General features: G+C 63.7%; 16 protein-coding genes. 6 read left to right on the top strand and 10 right to left on the bottom strand.

All coding sequences use genetic code 11. From position 1 onward, the window contains the following. Positions 1 to 60 precede the first annotated feature (60 nt). Together M9H71_RS01920 and M9H71_RS01925 are read left to right on the top strand one after the other, a co-directional pair. The gene (locus tag M9H71_RS01920) at positions 61 to 1,443 is read left to right on the top strand and encodes a leucyl aminopeptidase family protein (RefSeq protein ID WP_455403416.1); all 1,383 of its coding nucleotides are present in this window, start codon (positions 61 to 63) and stop codon (positions 1,441 to 1,443) included. Beyond that, complete coding sequence (locus M9H71_RS01925; RefSeq protein ID WP_455403417.1) at positions 1,436 to 2,293, top strand: C40 family peptidase; 858 nt, start codon at positions 1,436 to 1,438, stop codon at positions 2,291 to 2,293. Before M9H71_RS01920 ends, M9H71_RS01925 begins: the two co-directional genes overlap by 8 nt. Here M9H71_RS01925 and M9H71_RS01930 read toward each other — a convergent pair. The 9 genes from M9H71_RS01930 to M9H71_RS01970 form a co-directional block, all read right to left on the bottom strand. Next, positions 2,277 to 2,915, bottom strand: a complete 639-nt coding sequence (locus tag M9H71_RS01930) for an NUDIX domain-containing protein (RefSeq protein WP_455403418.1) — start codon at positions 2,913 to 2,915, stop codon at positions 2,277 to 2,279. The genes M9H71_RS01925 and M9H71_RS01930 overlap by 17 nt on opposite strands. A 7-nt stretch (positions 2,916 to 2,922) precedes the next feature. Further along, the gene (locus M9H71_RS01935) at positions 2,923 to 4,560 is read right to left on the bottom strand and encodes an ABC transporter ATP-binding protein (RefSeq protein ID WP_455403419.1); all 1,638 of its coding nucleotides are present in this window, start codon (positions 4,558 to 4,560) and stop codon (positions 2,923 to 2,925) included. Beyond that, positions 4,560 to 5,000: a type II toxin-antitoxin system VapC family toxin gene (locus M9H71_RS01940; protein ID WP_455403420.1), complete on the bottom strand. Its 441-nt coding sequence runs from the start codon at positions 4,998 to 5,000 to the stop codon at positions 4,560 to 4,562. Before M9H71_RS01940 ends, M9H71_RS01935 begins: the two co-directional genes overlap by 1 nt. Next, positions 5,000 to 5,215, bottom strand: a complete 216-nt coding sequence (locus M9H71_RS01945) for a hypothetical protein (protein ID WP_164605300.1) — start codon at positions 5,213 to 5,215, stop codon at positions 5,000 to 5,002. Before M9H71_RS01945 ends, M9H71_RS01940 begins: the two co-directional genes overlap by 1 nt. A gap of 34 nt (positions 5,216 to 5,249) precedes the next feature. Next, positions 5,250 to 6,428 (bottom strand): ABC transporter permease, encoded by a 1,179-nt coding sequence (locus M9H71_RS01950; RefSeq protein WP_455403421.1) that lies wholly within the window; start codon positions 6,426 to 6,428, stop codon positions 5,250 to 5,252. Further along, entirely contained in the window at positions 6,428 to 7,537 is a 1,110-nt protein-coding gene (locus M9H71_RS01955) for a microcin C ABC transporter permease YejB (RefSeq protein WP_455403422.1), read from the bottom strand. Before M9H71_RS01955 ends, M9H71_RS01950 begins: the two co-directional genes overlap by 1 nt. A 1-nt stretch (position 7,538) precedes the next feature. Continuing rightward, positions 7,539 to 9,407 carry an extracellular solute-binding protein gene (locus tag M9H71_RS01960; RefSeq protein WP_455403423.1) on the bottom strand — a complete coding sequence of 623 codons (1,869 nt, stop codon included), beginning with the start codon at positions 9,405 to 9,407 and terminating at the stop codon, positions 7,539 to 7,541. 14 nt (positions 9,408 to 9,421) lie between these two features. Beyond that, positions 9,422 to 11,317: an extracellular solute-binding protein gene (locus M9H71_RS01965; protein WP_455403424.1), complete on the bottom strand. Its 1,896-nt coding sequence runs from the start codon at positions 11,315 to 11,317 to the stop codon at positions 9,422 to 9,424. A gap of 211 nt (positions 11,318 to 11,528) precedes the next feature. Next, complete coding sequence (locus M9H71_RS01970) at positions 11,529 to 12,083, bottom strand: c-type cytochrome (protein ID WP_455403425.1); 555 nt, start codon at positions 12,081 to 12,083, stop codon at positions 11,529 to 11,531. 203 nt (positions 12,084 to 12,286) lie between these two features. Here M9H71_RS01970 and M9H71_RS01975 point away from each other — a divergent pair, with 203 nt between their 5' ends. Together M9H71_RS01975 and M9H71_RS01980 are read left to right on the top strand one after the other, a co-directional pair. Further along, positions 12,287 to 13,021, top strand: a complete 735-nt coding sequence (locus M9H71_RS01975; RefSeq protein WP_455403426.1) for a 3-deoxy-manno-octulosonate cytidylyltransferase — start codon at positions 12,287 to 12,289, stop codon at positions 13,019 to 13,021. Between the two features lie 59 nt (positions 13,022 to 13,080). Then, a complete protein-coding gene (locus M9H71_RS01980) occupies positions 13,081 to 13,935 on the top strand; it encodes a prephenate dehydratase (protein ID WP_455403427.1) in 855 nt (284 codons plus the stop codon). Between the two features lie 151 nt (positions 13,936 to 14,086). On the opposite strand, the gene M9H71_RS01985 is transcribed toward M9H71_RS01980, so the two are convergent. Continuing rightward, positions 14,087 to 15,103, bottom strand: a complete 1,017-nt coding sequence (locus M9H71_RS01985; protein ID WP_455403428.1) for an LLM class flavin-dependent oxidoreductase — start codon at positions 15,101 to 15,103, stop codon at positions 14,087 to 14,089. Positions 15,104 to 15,511: 408 nt separating this feature from the next. Between M9H71_RS01985 and metF the strand changes: the two genes are divergently transcribed. Next, positions 15,512 to 16,399, top strand: a complete 888-nt coding sequence (gene metF, locus M9H71_RS01990) for a methylenetetrahydrofolate reductase [NAD(P)H] (protein WP_455403429.1) — start codon at positions 15,512 to 15,514, stop codon at positions 16,397 to 16,399. Positions 16,400 to 16,482: 83 nt separating this feature from the next. Continuing rightward, positions 16,483 to 16,884: an endonuclease domain-containing protein gene (locus tag M9H71_RS01995; RefSeq protein ID WP_455403430.1), complete on the top strand. Its 402-nt coding sequence runs from the start codon at positions 16,483 to 16,485 to the stop codon at positions 16,882 to 16,884. Positions 16,885 to 16,888 lie beyond the last annotated feature (4 nt).

The raw sequence follows: 16,888 nt of genomic DNA on the forward strand, positions 1-16,888 counted from the left end.
ATGTTGAGTTAATCCCCTGCGGTGACGCTGCCGCTCACGATTCGCAAAGAGCCGTATCTCATGCATCCGATCTTCCAGTCCGCCCCAGATCAGTCGGCGATTCCGATCTCCTTCGTCACCAAATCGACCTGGGACAGCGTTCGCGCCGGACTACCGGACGCGGCGCAGCGCTTTGCCGCGGCGAACGGCTACAGCGGCAAGCCCGGCCAATATCTGGCGCTGCCAACCTCGGACGGCGAGATCGGGCATGTGCTGTTCGGCCTCGACGAACCCGACGTACGGAACCACGACCCATTCCGCCCAGGCGCCCTGCCCGGCCTGCTGCCCGCCGGCGTCTATCGCTTCGCCAATGCGCCGCACGTCCCCCGCCTCGCGGCTCTCGCCTTCGTGCTCGGCACCTACAAGTTCGCCCGCTATCGCAAGGCCGAGCCGCCCGCCGTGCGGCTGGTTCCCCCCGACGGCATCGATGTGGCTGCAATCAGCCGCGCCGCCGAAGCCGCAGCATTGGCGCGGGATCTGATCAACACGCCTGCGAACGACATGGGCCCGGCCGAACTCGCCGAGGCCGCGCAGGGGCTGGCGACACGCTTTGGTGCGACGATGAATGTCATCGTCGGTGACGACCTCGCGACCCAGAACTTCCCGCTGATCCGCGCGGTCGGCATGGCCTCCACCCGCGCGCCGCGGCTGATCGATCTAACCTGGGGCGATGCCTCCCATCCCAAGGTGACGCTGGTCGGCAAGGGCGTCTGCTTCGATACCGGCGGCCTCGACCTGAAGCCGTCCAGCGCGATGCTGATCATGAAGAAGGACATGGGCGGCGCCGCCAACGTGCTGGCACTGGCCTCGATGATCATGGATGCCGGATTGAAGCTGCGGCTGCGCGTACTGATCCCTGCGGTCGAGAACTCGGTGGCAGGCAATGCGATGCGGCCGCTCGACATCTTCCCGTCACGCAAGGGCCCGACCGTCGAGATCGGCAACACGGACGCCGAAGGTCGGCTGGTGCTGGCCGATGCTCTCGCTTACGCCGATGAGGAGGCGCCGGATCTGCTGATCGATCTCGGCACGCTCACGGGCGCCGCGCGCGTCGCACTCGGTCCTGACCTGCCGCCGTACTACACCAACGACGAAACGCTCGCGCTCGACGTCGCGCGTCATGCCCAAGCGGAAAATGACCCACTGTGGCGGATGCCGCTGTGGGGCCCTTACGACGCGTGGCTGGATTCGAAAGTCGCCGCCATCAACAACGCGCCGTCCGGCGGCTTTGCCGGTTCAATTACGTGCGCGCTGTTCTTGCAGCGCTTCGTCGAAGCCGCCAAGAGCTGGCTGCACGTCGATATCTACGGCTGGACGCCGAAGGCCAAGCCCGGACGCCCGGAGGGCGGCGAGTGTCAGGCGGCGCGCGCGATCTTCGCGCTGTTGAGCGAGCGCTATGGCTGATCCAAATTGCGATCGGAGGCTGACGCCGGCCCGGCCCGACCTCGCCGCCAAACATCTCAAGGGCCAAGTCACCGCAACCCGCTTCGTCGAGGGTGAAGTATTCGAAGTCAGCTACGGCGTCGCCCCGGTGCGGCGCGAGCCGTTTTCCGGCGCGATGCTGGAGACCGAAGCCCTGAAGGGCGAGCGTGTCACCGTCTACGATCGCACCGAAGAAGGCTGGGCCTGGGGACAGCTCGTGACCGACGGCTATGTCGGCTGGCTGCCGGATCTCGCATTGTACCGGCCCGCCGCAGAGCCGACCCATCAGGTGACGGCGCTCCGCACCTTCGCGTTCCACGGCCCGTCCATCAAACTCCCGCCAGCGGAGACGCTTCCCCTCGGCGCGCGACTGGCAATCGTCCGTGAGGATGCGAGCTTTGTGGTGACGCAGGAGGGGTGGTACGTACCGCGCCAACATGTTGCGCCGCTCGCCCATGTCGAATCCGATTTCGTCGGCGTTGCCGAGCGCTTCTTGGGCACGCCGTATCTATGGGGCGGGCGCAGCAGCCTCGGTATCGATTGCTCGGGACTGGTGCAGACTGCACTGGCAGCCTGCGGGATCGCAGCGCCGCGCGACAGCGATATGCAGGAGGCCGCGCTCGGCAATTCCGTCTCGCTCGCCGAGCAGGCGGCGCTGAAACGCGGTGATCTGCTGTTCTGGAAGGGGCATGTCGCAATCGCACGCGATGGCGCCAGCATCGTGCATGCCAATGCCTATCACATGGCAACAGCGATCGAGCCGACGGAACAGGCGATCACCCGAATTGCAGCGGGCGGAAGCGCACTGACTTCGATCAAGCGGCTCGGCTGAGACACTCATGCAGCCGTGCGCGATTCAGCGCCAGCCACTGCATCGCGGTAACCAGCAGCGCGTTGTTGAACGCGCCCCTGTTCAGCGCAGCCAGTGCCTCGTCGATCGCAACGACGAAGGGCTCGGTGTCTTCGTCTTCTTCCGCTAGTCCAGCACGCTGAAGCACGGCGCTGGAATCGACGTGACCGACAAAAAACACGATCTGCTCGTCGGTGATGCCGGGCGTCGGCAGGACGGTGTAGAGCTCCGCGAGCTGGGTCGGCGCCACCCCGATCTCTTCGATACACTCGCGCCGCGCCGCGTCCGCATCGGTCTCGTCGGAATCGACACGCCCGGCGACGATTTCCACCATATCGCCGCGCCCGGTAGCGAGATGCGCCGGCAGCCTGAACTGCCGGATCAGCACGATCACATCCCGCGCCAGATCGATCGGGATCACCGCCGCGACCCGGCTGGCGCGCAGCACGTCCCTCCGCTGCAGCAGCGGCGGCTCGCCGTCCCGGCGGAGCGAGACCTCGAAGCGCTGGTAGGCCATGAACCCCTGCCCGATCAACTCGGGCGCCGATACGGTAACATCTGCCGCGCGGTCCGCGATCTGATCAGTGCCGTCGCTCTCGCTCATCAACCACCTATTGGGCCGCAGCGCCATCCGGCGCGGTCTCGAGCCGGAACGCGGCGGCAAACAGCGCACGCGTATAGTCGGTCTTCGGAGACTTGAACAGCTCGGCCGCGGGGCCTTCCTCGACCACTTTGCCCTGTTTCATGACGATCAAATGACTGGCGAGCGAGGCAACCACCCGCAGATCGTGGGAAATGAACATGTAGGTCAGGTCGCGCTTGCGCTGCAGTTCACGGAGCAGATCGACCATCTGCGCCTGGAACAGCATATCGAGCGCGCTGGTCGGCTCGTCGAGCAAGACAAAGTTCGGCTCCAGCACCACCGCGCGCGCGATCGAAATTCGCTGGCGCTGCCCGCCGGAGAACTCGTGCGGATAACGGAAGCGCGTCGCCGGATCGAGACCGACATCCTTCAGTGCCTTGATCACCCGTGCCTCGCGCTCAGCCTCGCCGAGTTGCGGCTGATGCACGCTGAGCCCCTCGTCGATGATGTCGCCGACCGACATGCGCGGACTGAGCGCTCCGAACGGGTCTTGAAACACGATCTGCATGTCGCGGCGAAACGGCAGCATCTGCTTGAACTTCAGACCCTGAACATCCTTGCCGAGAAACACGATCGGCCCGTCGGATGAGATCAACCGCAGCAGCGCCAGTCCCAGCGTGGTCTTGCCCGAACCGGACTCGCCGACCACGCCGAGCGTCTCACCTTTGCGGATCGCCAGTGACACGCCGTCGACCGCCTTGATATGGCCGACGGTCTTGCGCAGCAGGCCACGGCGGATCGGAAACCAGACCTTCAGATCGTCGGTCGAGATTACCACCGGCGCGTCCGGGCATGGCGGCGCCGGGTCAGGCTTCGGCTCGGCGGCGAGCAGCGCCTTGGTGTAGGGATGCTGCGGGTCGGTGAACACCTGCTCGACCGGTCCCTGCTCGACGATCTTGCCGGTGTGCATCACGCACACGGTGTCGGCAATACGGCGGACGATGCCGAGATCGTGGGTGATGAACAGCATGCTCATGCCGAGCCTCGCGCGGATGTCGGCGAGCAGCGCCAGGATCTGTGCCTGCACCGTGACGTCGAGCGCGGTGGTCGGCTCGTCGGCGATCAGCAGATCCGGCTCGTTGGCGAGTGCCATCGCGATCATCACGCGCTGACGCTGCCCGCCGGACAATTGATGCGGATAGCTGGCGAGCCGGGTCTCGGGCTCCGGGATGCCGACCTGGGTCAGCAGCTCGACGATCCGCGCCCGCGCCTTGGTGCCGCGCACGCCGCCGTGCAGTTGCAGGATCTCGCCGATCTGCGCCTCGATCGTGTGCAGTGGATTGAGCGAGGTCATCGGCTCCTGAAACACGATCGAGATCTCGTTGCCGCGAATGCCGCGGATCTCGCGCTCCGACATCCCGAGCAGTTCGCGCCCCTTGAACCGGATCTGTCCGGAGGGGTGTGACGCGCTCGGATAGGGCAGCAGCTTCAGGATCGACAGCGCGCTGACCGACTTGCCCGAGCCGGATTCGCCGACCAGCGCGACGCACTCGCCGCGCTTGATCTGGTACGAAATATGGTCGACCGCCGTCGTCGTGCCGCTCGGCTGGTGAAACGCCACCGACAGGTCGTCGACTGAAAGCAAGGGCTGGTTGATGGCGTCCATCAGGAGAGCTCGCTGAGTTGAAGCCATGTCGGTCCGCCGGCGATCGCACGGCCCAGCCGCTGGTCTTCGGTCAAGAAATACTCACTTCCGGCCGCCCGCGCAGTCGCCACATGGATCGCATCCATCGGTTTGATCCCCAATTCGGCCTGTATATGACAGGATGACAGGAGGATATCTCGACTGACCGGCACAGTCAGAAGCGGGCTGAGAGGTGAGAAGAACGACTCGTACTTTTCCAAATAGTCCGGATTTTTGAACGAGATCGGCTTTGGCATGACCTCGGCGATCGTCAATTCGGAGGTGATCACTCGCACTTCATCAGCATCGACCGCACCCAAAAGTGCGCGAATTGTCTCGGCCCATTGGCTGCCTTGCTCAATCGCATAGATGATGATGTTCGAATCCAGGTAGATTGGCTGATCTTTGTAGCGCGCCCACATCAGTGATCTTCGCGCAACTCGCGGACATACCGAACGACGTCTTGGTCGCTGCCGTGGAGATTGGGAACAGAGCCTGCCAGCGGAGCGAGCATGACCCTCGGCTGCCGATCGGCCTTGGGCCTGAATTCAATCTCGACCCAACCATGCTGCGGCAGACCTTCTTGCAGGTCCGACGGCAACTTATCGACCGGGTACTCTCGAACGATCTTGTTCATCGCCTCTACTCCGGAACAAAAGTCTACCACACCCTCACCTGAACGTCTTGCGCGGGTCGAAGGCGTCGCGGACGGCTTCGCCGATGAAGATCAGCAGCGACAGCATGATCGCAACCGCGAAGAACCCGGTGAAGCCGAGCCATGGCGCCTGAACGTTGGCCTTGCCCTGCGCCAGGAGCTCGCCGAGCGACGGCGAGCCCGGCGGCAGGCCGAAGCCGAGGAAGTCGAGCGCGGTCAGCGTCATTACCGAGGACGAGACGATGAACGGCAGGAACGTCATGGTGGCCACCATGGCGTTCGGCAGCAGGTGCCGAACCATGATCTTGAGGTTGGAGACGCCGAGGGCACGGGCCGCCATGATGTACTCGAAATTGCGCCCGCGCAGGAATTCGGCCCGCACCAGACCCACCAGCGATACCCAGCTGAACAACAGCAGGATGCCGAGCAGCACGAAGAAGCCCGGCACCAGCACCGACGACAGGATCAGCAGCAAATACAGCGACGGGATTGCGGTCCACACTTCGATCAACCGCTGAAAGGTCAGATCGACCCAGCCGCCGAAATAGCCCTGGATGCCGCCGGCGGCCACGCCGATGATCGATGAGATGATCGTCAGGCTGAGGCCGAACAGGATCGATATCCGGAAGCCATAGATCAGCCGGGCGACGACATCGCGCCCCTGATCATCGGTCCCCAGCCAATTGTATTCGAGATCGCGGCAGCTCTTGACGCCCTTCTTGGCGACCACCGCGGCACACTCCTTCTCCGTCAGCAGCCAGGTCGGTTTCGATGGCGCCGGCGTCGGCAGGTCGAGATTGTGGGTGTCGTAAGAATAACGGATCGGCGCCCAGATCACGGTGCCGCCCTTGTCGGCAATCAGCTTCTGCAAATAGGGATCGCGGTAATCCGCCGCTGTCTCGAAATCACCACCGAAGGTGGTCTCCGCATAGGTGACAACCGCGGGGAAATAATAGTGGCCATCGAGCTTGATCAGCAGCGGCCGGTCGTTGGCGATAAACTCGGCGAACAGCGAGACGCCGAACAGCACCAGAAAGATCCAGAACGACCAGTAGCCGCGGCGGTTAGCCTTGAAGTTCTGCCAGCGCCGCTTGTTCAGCGGCGACAGCGAAAGCCGGTGGCGCGAGGGCGGCACGGCCTCGCCGAGCGGCATCTCGGTGGTGCTCTCGATCGGCTCGCGCGAGATCAGCGTCATCAGACCTCCCGCGCCTCGAAGTCGATCCGCGGATCGATCCACATATAGGTGAGATCGGAGATCAGGTTCACCACCAGGCCGACCAGCGAAAAGATGAACAGCGTGCCGAACACCACCGGATAGTCTCGATTGAGCACGCTCTCGAACCCGAGCAGGCCGAGTCCGTCGAGCGAGAAGATGGTTTCGATCAACAGCGATCCGGAGAAGAACGCGCCGATGAACGCGCTGGGAAACCCGGCGATGACGATCAGCATGGCGTTGCGGAACACATGCCCGTACAGCACCTGGATCTCGCTGCATCCCTTGGCGCGCGCCGTCATGACATATTGCTTGCGGATTTCGTCGAGGAACGAGTTCTTGGTCAGCAGCGTCATGGTGGCGAACGCACCGAGCACCATCGAGATTAGCGGCAACGTCAGGTGCCAGAAATAGTCGATGATCTTCCAGTACCAGGGGAACTCGCTCCAGCCGTCGGACGTCAGCCCGCGCAGGGGGAACCAACTAAAGAACGAACCGCCGGCGAACAGGATGATCAGCAGGATCGCGAACAAAAAGCCTGGGATAGCGAAACCGACGATGATCACCGCCGAGGTCCAGGTGTCGAATTTCGAGCCGTCCCGCACCGCCTTCCGGATGCCGAGCGGAATCGAGATCAGATAGGTCAGCAGCGTCATCCAGATCCCGAGCGACATCGAAACCGGCAGCTTTTCCTTGATCAGTTGCAGCACGCTGACGTCGCGAAAATAGCTCTTGCCGAAATCGAACCGGGCAAAGTTCCACAGCATCAGCGCAAAGCGCTCGGGCGCAGGCTTGTCGAAGCCGAACTGCTTCTCCAGGCTCTTGACGAACTCAGGGTCGAGTCCCTGCGCACCGCGATATTTCGAGTTGACCGCGTCGGCTGAACCAGCCGCCTGTGGTCGCGCTCCGAAATCGCCGCCCGACGATCCGGAGATCCGCGACGAGGCGCCGGTGTCCGCGCCGGAAATCTGCGCGATCACCCGTTCGACCGGCCCACCGGGCGCGAATTGCACCACCACGAAGGAGACGAACAAAATCCCGAGCAGCGTCGGAAACATCAAGAGGACACGGCGCGCAATATAGGCTGCCATACTATTTGGTCCCTCGGTCGGCGGCAGCCGCCTTCTCTTTCACCCACCACAAATCCGGAACGCCGACGCCGGCATATTTCGGCAGCTTCGGCGGATGGCCGAACACGTCCCAATAAGCCAGCCGATGCGAGGCCGAGTACCATTGCGGCACCCAGTAGCGGCCAGCGCGGATCAGTCGGTCGAGCGCCCGAGCGGCAAACACAAGTTTGGCTCGGCTATCGGCGGCAATCACCTGATCGATCATCGCATCGATCGCCGGGTCGGCGATGCCGGCGAGATTGTTCGACCCCTTGATAGCGGCGGCCTGCGACGAGAAGTAGTTGCGGAGCGCGTCCCCGGGCACGGTCGAGAAGCCGTAGCGCTCGATCGTCAGGTCGAAATCGAAATCGTCGCGTCTCGCCCGGAGCTGCACCGGATCGACCATGCGCAGTGTGGCCTCGATGCCCAGAGTGCCGAGGTTCTTGATGAACGGCATGTGGTGAGGCTGGAACGCAGGTTCGTCGAGCAGAAACTCGACCCGAAACGGCTCGCCCGACGGGGTCAGGCACTTTCCGTTCTTGATCGGAAAGCCCGCCTCTTTCAGAAGCTGCGCGCCCCGGCGCAGCAACGCGCGATCCTGGCCGGAGCCATCGGATACCGGAGGCACGAACGGCTCGCCGAACACCTCGTCCGGCACCTTGCCGCGGAACGGTTCGAGCAACGTCAGCTCTTGCGGCGACGGCATTCCCACCGCCATGAGGTCGGAGTTCTGAAACGGCGACACCGTCCGCGCGTAGGTGCCGTACATGATCGTCTTGTTGGTCCATTCGAAATCGAACGCACAGCCGAGCGCCTGGCGCACCCGCGGATCCTTGAACTTGTCGCGGCGCGTGTTGATGAACCAGCCCTGCGCGCCGGACGGCGTTTCGTCCGGCAGCATCTCGCGCTTGACGCGGCCGTCGTGGATCGCCGGAAAGTCGTAGCGGGTGTTCCAAATGCGCGAGGTGAATTCCTCCCGGAACAGATAACTTTGGCCGGTGAATCCCTCGAAGGCGACGTCGCGATCGCGATAGAACTCGTACCGCACGGTGTCGAAATTGTTGGCGCCGATGTTGACCGGCAGCTTCGAACCCCACCAATCCTTGACCCTGTCGAATTCGATGAACCGGCCCGATTCAAGCCGCCCGACCTTGTAGGGCCCACTGCCGAGCGGGACATCCATGGTCGACTCGTCGAACGGCTGCTTGGCGTAGTACGTCTCCGAGAACAACGGCAGCCCCGCGACGAACAGCGGGACATCGCGGGCTCGCTTCGGCTTGAAGGTGACGACCAGCGTCACGTCGTCCACCGCTTTCGCCTCGATGAAATCGCGCAGCTGCTGCGTGATCAGCGGATGGCCCTTGGCCTTGAGGATGTTGAGCGAGAACGCAGCGTCGCGGGCAGTCAGCTTGCTGCCGTCGTGAAACCGCGCTTCGGGCCGCATCGTGAAGCGATAGGTCAGTCCGTCGGGCGAGATCGCCACTTTGGAGGCGGCGAACCCGTACATCGCATCCGGCTCATCGCCGGCGCGCGCCATCAGCGTCGCGAAAGTCAGCCCCATCCCCTGCGCCCCATCGCCCTTGAGAATGTAGGCGTTGAGCGAGTTGAAGGTCAGGAACGACTGATTGAAAGCGCGCACCGACGGGATCGTCGAGAACAGCCCCCCTTTCGGGGTCCGCGGATCGACATAGTCGAAATGTGCGAAATCGGCCGGGTACTTCAGATCACCGAAAGCCGAGATGCCATGGGAGACGGTCTCGCCTTCAGTTGCGGCAGCGCTGTCCCGCAGATGCGCGACCGCCAGCGCGCCGACGCCGAGAGCGAGCACGTTGCGACGATTGAGCTGCACCATACGCGAAGCGGTCCTCAAGAGCGCCTGCCGAGCGCGGCGGCCTTGTCGGCGTCGTACCACCACAGCGACGGCAACCCGGAACGGGCATATTTGGGCAGCGGCGCGTGATTGAAGCGATCCCAGCGCGCGTAGCGCATGAAACCATAGGTGAATTGCGGCACGACATAGAAGTTCCAAAGCAGCACGCGGTCGAGCGCGCGCGTGGCCGCGACCAGCGCGGCCCGGTCCTTGGCGTAGATGATCTTGTCGATGAGGATGTCGACCGCCGGATTCTTGATCCCGATGGTGTTTTGCGAACCCTGCTGATCGGCCGCGTGCGAGCCCCAATAGTCGCGCTGTTCATTGCCCGGAGACAGCGACTGGCCCCACAGATCGGTGATGATGTCGAAATCGAATGCGCGTATCCGGTTCTGATATTGCGCGTTGTCGACCATACGGATCGAAACGGTGACGCCGAGGCGCTCAAGCGACGGACGATAGAACAGCGCGATGCGCTCGGACGACGGATCCTGGACCAGCATCTCGACCGTAACCGGCTTGCCGGACGGGTCGACCAGCTTGCGGTCCTTCACGTCGAAGCCGGCCTCTTTCACCAGCTTCATTGCCTCGCGCAAATTGGCGCGCACCGCTTCCGCATTGCCGCCGACCGGATTGGTGTAGGGCTGCGTAAACAACTCGGCCGGCACCTTGTCGCGCACGGATTCGAGCAATTCCAGCTCTTGGCCTTGCGGCAGACCGCTGGAGGCGAGCTCGGTCCCCTCGAAGAAGCTGTTGATGCGCTTGTACTGGCCGTAGAACAATTGCTTGTTCATTTCCTCGAAATCGAACGCGTAGTTGAAGGCACGCCGCACCCGTGCGTCCTTGAACATGTCGCGGCGGGTGTTGAGCACGAACGCCTGCATCCGCCCCGAATCGTTGATCGGAAATTCTTCCTTGACGACACGCTTGTCGGTCACCGCCGGAAAGTCATAGGCCGTGGCCCACTGTTTGGCGGAATTCTCCATGATCCAGTCGGCCTGATCGGCCTTGAAGGCTTCCAGCGCCACGGTGTTGTCGCGGAAATACTCGAACCGCAATTCGTCGAAATTGTTCTGGCCGATCCGAACCGGAAGCTTCTCGCCCCAGTAATCCTTGACGCGCTCCAGCACCACTGAACGGCCGGCGACGAACTCCTTGATCTTGTATGGCGCCGACCCGAGCGGCGGCTCAAGCGTGGTGGACGAGACGTCGCGCTTGCGCCCCTGGGCGTCGCTGCCTTCCCACCAGTGCTTCGGCATGATCATCAACTCCCCGACGATGACCGGCAGTTCGCGGTTGCCGGGAGCATCGAAGGTGAAGCGGATGTCGCGCTCGCCGATTTTCTCCGCCTTGACGACGTGACGATAATACGAGGCATAGCGCGGACTGTATTTCTTCAGCGCATCGAACGAGAACAGGACGTCCTCGGCCGTCACCGGCTTGCCGTCGTGCCAGCGCCCCTCGGGACGCAGCCGATAGGTGACCCAGGAGAAATCGTCTGGATACATCGCACCTTCGGCGAGCAGGCCGTAACTGGTGCCGACCTCGTCCAGCGACGAGGTCATCAATGTCTCGTAGAGATAGCCGACCGCACCAGCGATATTGCCCTTCACGCCTGCGACCGCGATGTTGAAATTGTCGAAGGTGCCGAGCGCGATCTGCCGCGCCGCGCCGCCTTTCGGTGCCTTCGGGTCGGCATAGTCGAACTTGGCGAACCCGGCCGGATATTTCACGTCCCCGAACAACGACAGACCGTGTCGCAAAGCAACGCCTTGAGCAGCGGTATCAGCGCGCGCAGGGCCTGCACCGAACAGGCCAGAGCCCAGGCCGAAGGCCGGAATCGCAGCGGCAAATGCGCCGCCCTGAAGGAGATGTCGTCGGGTCAAACTCACGATACGGAAATCCCTGTTCGCTGCGGTCATCGGCCGGACCGGACATATCCGAGGATTCGTCCGATTATGGCGATTTTGACGGAGGATAACACCCCGCGCGCGGCCGACTTGCGGCGAAAGGTCCCGATTACCGATGTTTAATTCGAACAGGCGCCCAAAAGAAAACGGCCGGGGAAGCCCCGGCCGCTCGAACCCAAGGTTTGGATGATCGTTACTTCTCAGCCGTCGCAGGAAGCGGCTCGGGCTTGTCCGAGTTCTTGTTGAGATAGGCGATCAGATCGGCCCGTTCCTTTTCGTTCGGAATACCGGCGAAGCCCATCGCGGTGCCGGGGATGTAGGCCTTCGGATTGGTCAGGAACTTGTTGAGCTCGTCGAACGTCCAGGCGCCACCCTTGGCCTTCATCGCCGCGGAGAAATTAAAGCCGTTGCGGCCTTCGCCCCGATGATCGCCGACAATTCCATACAGGTTCGGACCGACGCGGTTCGGGCCGTCCTTTTCGAAGGTGTGGCAAGCCGCGCACTTCTTGGCGACCTTGGCGCCCTGGTCGACCGAAGCGGTCTGCAGCAGCTTCTCGATCGGCTCGTCCACCTTCGGCGCGGCATCCTTGCTCGGCGCCGGCTCGGCCTCTTTCACCGCGATGGCGTAGCCCTGCTTTTCCGGCTTAGTCGGAGAGAAGATGGCCTGGGCCGCGAAGTTGGAAAGCAACAGGATCAGGCAGGTTCCGAAGATCGCGCCGACGATTTTGTTGAGTTCGAAAGTATCCATTGTGGCTCACGTTTCCGAACCGGACCGCGCTCGGGCCTGTTCATCGGAGGCATTCTCAACTCGACTTTAGTCGTGATGAGATATCGTTTTGCCCCTGCGCTGGCAACCCGTATAAACGCCATTCACACGTCGTTACGGGCAGCCTGATACCAGCTTCGCTGCTTTCGCTGCGGCGCATCAATCCGCTTCAGACGCGATCCCCGATGTCCCATACGACCCTGGTTCTGATCCCCGCCCGGATGGCCGCGACGCGGCTGCCCGGCAAGCCGCTGCTCGATATCGCCGGGTTGCCGATGGTGGTGCAGGTGCTACGCCGGGCCCAGGCGGCGGAGATCGGCCGGGTCGCGGTGGCCACCGATACGCCGGACATCGCCGCCGCCGTGACGGCCCATGGCGGCGAGGTGGTGATGACACGGGCGGACCACCCCTCCGGCTCGGATCGCATTTTCGAGGCGCTGCAGACGTTGGATCCCGACCGCAAGATCGACACCGTGATCAACCTGCAGGGTGATTTTCCGACCATCCGGCCCGAGCAGATCGGCGCCGTGCTGGCGCCGCTGTCAGATCCTGCGGTCGACATCGCCACCCTTGCGGCCGAAATCCACACCGAGGAAGAGGCCACCAACCCCAACGTGGTGAAGGTGATCGGCTCACCGCTTACCGACGACCGGTTGCGGGCGCTGTATTTCACCCGCGCGACCGCGCCGTGGGGCGACGGGCCGCGCTACCATCACATCGGGCTGTACGGCTACCGCCGCGCAGCGCTGGAGCGGTTCGTCGCCCTGCCCCCTTCCCCACTCGAGCGCCGTGAGAAGCTCGAACAGCTCCGCGCACTTGAAGCCGGAATGCGAATCGACGTCGGCATCGTCGACAGCGTGCCGCGCGGGGTCGATACGCCAGCCGATCTCGAAACGGCACGGCGCGTGCTCGGCGGCTGAACCCGCCCTCTGGCGAAAACCGGTGCGGCTGCTAGAACGCGCGCCAGAGACAGGACGCAATGACCCAGACCATGAAAATCGCATTCCAGGGCGAACCCGGCGCCAATTCCCACATCGCGATCAGCGATGCCTATCCCACCGCCGAGGCGATGCCTTGCGCCACGTTCGAGGATGCGCTGAGCGCGATCTCCTCGGGCGAAGCCGATCTCGGCATGATCCCGATCGAGAACTCGGTCGCCGGCCGCGTCGCCGATATCCACCATCTGCTGCCGACCTCGAAGCTGTTCATCGTCGGCGAGTGGTTTCTGCCGATCCGGCATCAGCTCGTGGCGGTGCCCGGCGCCAAGCTCGAAGACATCAAAACGGTCGAAAGCCATGTCCACGCGCTCGGCCAGTGCCGCCGCATCATCCGCAAGTTCGGGCTGAGGCCGATCGTAGCCGGAGACACCGCGGGGTCGGCGCGGCTCATCGCCGAGCGCGGCGACAAGACCTGCGCGGCGATCTCGTCGCGGCTGGCCGCGAAGATCTACGGCCTCGACATTCTGGCCGAGGACATCGAGGACGAGGCGCACAACACCACCCGCTTCGTGGTGCTGGCACGCGAACCGCGCTGGGCGGCGCAAGGCTCCGGCCAGCTCGTCACCACGTTTGTCTTCCGGGTGCGCAACCTGCCGGCCGCGCTCTACAAGGCGCTCGGCGGCTTCGCCACCAACGGCGTCAACATGACCAAGCTGGAAAGCTACATGGTCGACGGCAATTTCTTCGCCACGCAGTTCTATGCCGACGTCGAAGGCCACCCCGAGGATCGCAACCTCGCCTTCGCGCTCGACGAACTGAAGTTCTTCTCCCGCGAATTCCGCATTGTCGGCGTCTATCCCGGCCACCCGTTCCGCGCGACGTTCAGCGAGCGGTAGACAACGGCCCATCCACGTCATTGCGAGCGAAGCGAAGCAATCCAGCTCGGTGCACTGAGCTTCTGGATTGCTTCGTCGCGGAGCCTGTGCTCGGACGGCGCGAAGCGCCGATCCGGGTGCTCCTCGCAATGACGAAAGTTGTTTTGTCGAACTACGCCGCCGCCTTCTGCAACTCGAATGCGTCCGCCAGCAGGCTGTAGCTGCGCTTGCGGGCTTCGTGATCGTAGACTGCGGTGATCACCATCAGCTCATCGGCGTGGCTCGCGGTAATCAGCGGCTGCAAGGCCTGGCGCACCGTCGCCGGGCTGCCGACGAACAGCCGCGAGCGATTGCGCGCGATCGAAGCGCGGTCGGCCTCGGTGTAGGGATAGGCCAGCGCCTCTTCGACGCTCGGCAGCGTCACGTAACGGCCGCGGTCGCGCAACAGGCGGCTGAGATCCATCGAGCTCGCCAGCCGCTCCGCCTCCTCGTCGGTCTCGGCCACCACCGCGGCCACTGCGAGAATGCCGTTCGGCGTCGACCGCCATCGCGTCGGACGGAAGTTGCTGCGGTAGTGCGTCAGCGCCGCGACCGCATCGTGCGAAGCGAAGTGATGCGCGAACGCGAAGCCCATGCCGACCTGCGCGGCGAGTTCGGAGCTGTAGTCGCTGGAGCCGAGCAGCCAGATCGGCGGCAACGGCGCATCGTTGGGCATCGCCACCACATTGTTGTAGGGATGGCCCGGCGGAAAGCCCCGCGTCTCCCACAAGGTCAGCTCCTGCAGCCGCTCCAGGAAATCGTCGCCTTCGCGGATATCGAGCCGGCGGCGCAGCGCGTGCATCGTCGCCTGATCTGTCCCCGGTGCGCGGCCGATGCCGAGATCGATCCGGCCGGGGAACAGCGCTTCCAGCATCTTGAAGCGCTCCGCCACCATCAGCGGCGCGTGGTTCGGTAGCATCACGCCGCCGGAGCCGACGCGGATGCGCTCGGTCACGGCCGCGATCTGCCCAATCATGATGTCGGGCGCAGGGCTCGCGACCGAGGGCAGACTGTGATGCTCGGCCAGCCAGTAGCGCACGTAGCCCAGCGAATCCGCATGCCGCGCAAGATCGATCGAGTTGCGCAGCGCGGCCGCTGGCGGTGTGCCAGTGGTGACGACGGAGAGATCGAGGATTGAGAGTGGCAACATTCCCATAACCTAGTGCTCCTCCGAGGTCGGCGCAAAGGTATTGGGCCAAGCAGTTTGGCAATGACCAACCACCAGGCCGACAGTGGGCAGAATGACCACTGGTTCAGGCCAGCCGAGCCGCCCTTGATTGTTTCCATTCGCTGCACCGCAAACAACCGACTGACAAGGCGAAGGATTTTCGACCAACCCGCCCTTGGGGCGCTGCCCACACAAACGTCGTTCGTGCCGCCAGAAAACGATATAATGTAATGATAATGGGCAACTTCCCAAAGTGGAATCACCGAAAGTGGGCTGGCCGCCGGCAGCGGTTCGGCCTAATTTAACGCCGTTCGTACAGGTTTCTGGCCGTTGGGCAGCCGCGCGTGCCTATGGAAGCCGAACCGCCGTTTCAAACTGGATGACCATCAGATGAGCGACCTGCCGCAACAGCTTCCGGCGATTTCCTTCGAGTTCTTCCCACCGAAGACCGAGGAGATGGAGCGCAATCTGTGGCAGGCGATCAGCCGGCTGGCGCCGCTGCATCCGAGCTTCGTGTCGGTCACCTATGGGGCCGGCGGCTCGACCCGGGAGCGGACCCACGCCACCATCGCCCGCATTCTGAAAGAGACCGAGTTGATGCCGGCGGCGCATCTGACCTGTGTCGATGCGCCGTGCGCCGACGTCGACGAAGTGGTGACGCGCTATCACGACATCGGCGTCCGCCACATCGTGGCGCTGCGCGGCGATCCGACCACCGGCCTCGGCGGTACCTACGCGCCGCATCCGCAGGGCTATCGTAGCTCGGCTGATCTCGTCGCCTCGATCAAGCGGCGCTATCCCGACATCGACGTCACGGTGTCGGCCTACCCGGAGAAGCATCCGGAGAGCACCGGCTTCGATGCCGACCTCGACATTCTCAAAGCCAAGGTCGATGCCGGCGCGACCCGCGCCATCACCCAATTCTTCTTCGACAACGACCTGTACTTCCGCTACCTCGACCGCGTCCGCGCCCGCGGCATCGACATCCCGATCGTGCCGGGCATCCTGCCGGTGCAGAACTTCAAGCAGGCCGCCGGCTTCGCCGCCCGCGCCGGCGCCAGCGTGCCGGATTGGCTGGCCAGGCAGTTCGAAGGCCTCGACGACGATCCCGACACGCGCAAGCTGGTGGCCGCGACGGTCGCGGCCGGCCAGGTGCACAAGCTCGCCAAGCACGGCGTCAGCAACTTCCACTTCTACACCATGAACCGCGCGGACCTGGTGTTCGCCATCAGCCATCTGCTGGGCTTCCGGCCGCAGGCGGCAAGGCAAGCCGCGTGAACTTGCAACTGAACTCTCCACGCGCACCGCCCGCCCCCTCTCCCCTTCGGGGAGAGAGTTGGGGTGAGGGGGCACAGGCGCCAATGATCGTCCGCTCCACGCGTACACCGATCGCCAGACGCCTGCGGGCTCAGCCGACGCAGGCTGAAACGTTGCTGTGGCGGCGTCTGCGCAATCGCCAGCTCGATGGCTGGAAATTCAAACGCCAATTCCCGATCGACCGATTTGTCGTCGACTTCTGCTGCACCGAAGCGCGGCTCGTCGTCGAACTCGACGGCGGACAACATGGACAAAAGACCGAGCAAGATGCGGCCCGGACGGAAGTAATCTCCGCGATGGGCTATCTGGTCGTTCGGTTCTGGAACAACGACGTGCTGTCGAACATCGACGGCGTACTCGAAACGATTGCTCGAACGATCAGACCGCATGCGTTCGATCCCCCTCACCCCAGCCCTCTCCCCGACGGGGAGAGGGAGCCGCGCTGAGTAG

It is taken from the genome of Rhodopseudomonas parapalustris, from assembly GCF_053772255.1.

Coding starts and splice junctions, on each gene's coding strand:
- M9H71_RS01920 (WP_455403416.1), top strand. CDS start 61: ATGCATCCGATCTTCCAGTCCGCCCCAGATCAGTCGGCGATTCCGATC.
- M9H71_RS01970 (WP_455403425.1), bottom strand. CDS start 12,083: ATGGATACTTTCGAACTCAACAAAATCGTCGGCGCGATCTTCGGAACC.
- M9H71_RS01955 (WP_455403422.1), bottom strand. CDS start 7,537: ATGGCAGCCTATATTGCGCGCCGTGTCCTCTTGATGTTTCCGACGCTG.
- M9H71_RS01935 (WP_455403419.1), bottom strand. CDS start 4,560: ATGGACGCCATCAACCAGCCCTTGCTTTCAGTCGACGACCTGTCGGTG.
- M9H71_RS01975 (WP_455403426.1), top strand. CDS start 12,287: ATGTCCCATACGACCCTGGTTCTGATCCCCGCCCGGATGGCCGCGACG.
- M9H71_RS01995 (WP_455403430.1), top strand. CDS start 16,483: ATGATCGTCCGCTCCACGCGTACACCGATCGCCAGACGCCTGCGGGCT.
- M9H71_RS01950 (WP_455403421.1), bottom strand. CDS start 6,428: ATGACGCTGATCTCGCGCGAGCCGATCGAGAGCACCACCGAGATGCCG.
- M9H71_RS01980 (WP_455403427.1), top strand. CDS start 13,081: ATGACCCAGACCATGAAAATCGCATTCCAGGGCGAACCCGGCGCCAAT.
- metF (WP_455403429.1), top strand. CDS start 15,512: ATGAGCGACCTGCCGCAACAGCTTCCGGCGATTTCCTTCGAGTTCTTC.
- M9H71_RS01945 (WP_164605300.1), bottom strand. CDS start 5,215: ATGAACAAGATCGTTCGAGAGTACCCGGTCGATAAGTTGCCGTCGGAC.
- M9H71_RS01940 (WP_455403420.1), bottom strand. CDS start 5,000: ATGTGGGCGCGCTACAAAGATCAGCCAATCTACCTGGATTCGAACATC.
- M9H71_RS01925 (WP_455403417.1), top strand. CDS start 1,436: ATGGCTGATCCAAATTGCGATCGGAGGCTGACGCCGGCCCGGCCCGAC.
- M9H71_RS01985 (WP_455403428.1), bottom strand. CDS start 15,103: ATGTTGCCACTCTCAATCCTCGATCTCTCCGTCGTCACCACTGGCACA.
- M9H71_RS01960 (WP_455403423.1), bottom strand. CDS start 9,407: ATGGTGCAGCTCAATCGTCGCAACGTGCTCGCTCTCGGCGTCGGCGCG.
- M9H71_RS01930 (WP_455403418.1), bottom strand. CDS start 2,915: ATGAGCGAGAGCGACGGCACTGATCAGATCGCGGACCGCGCGGCAGAT.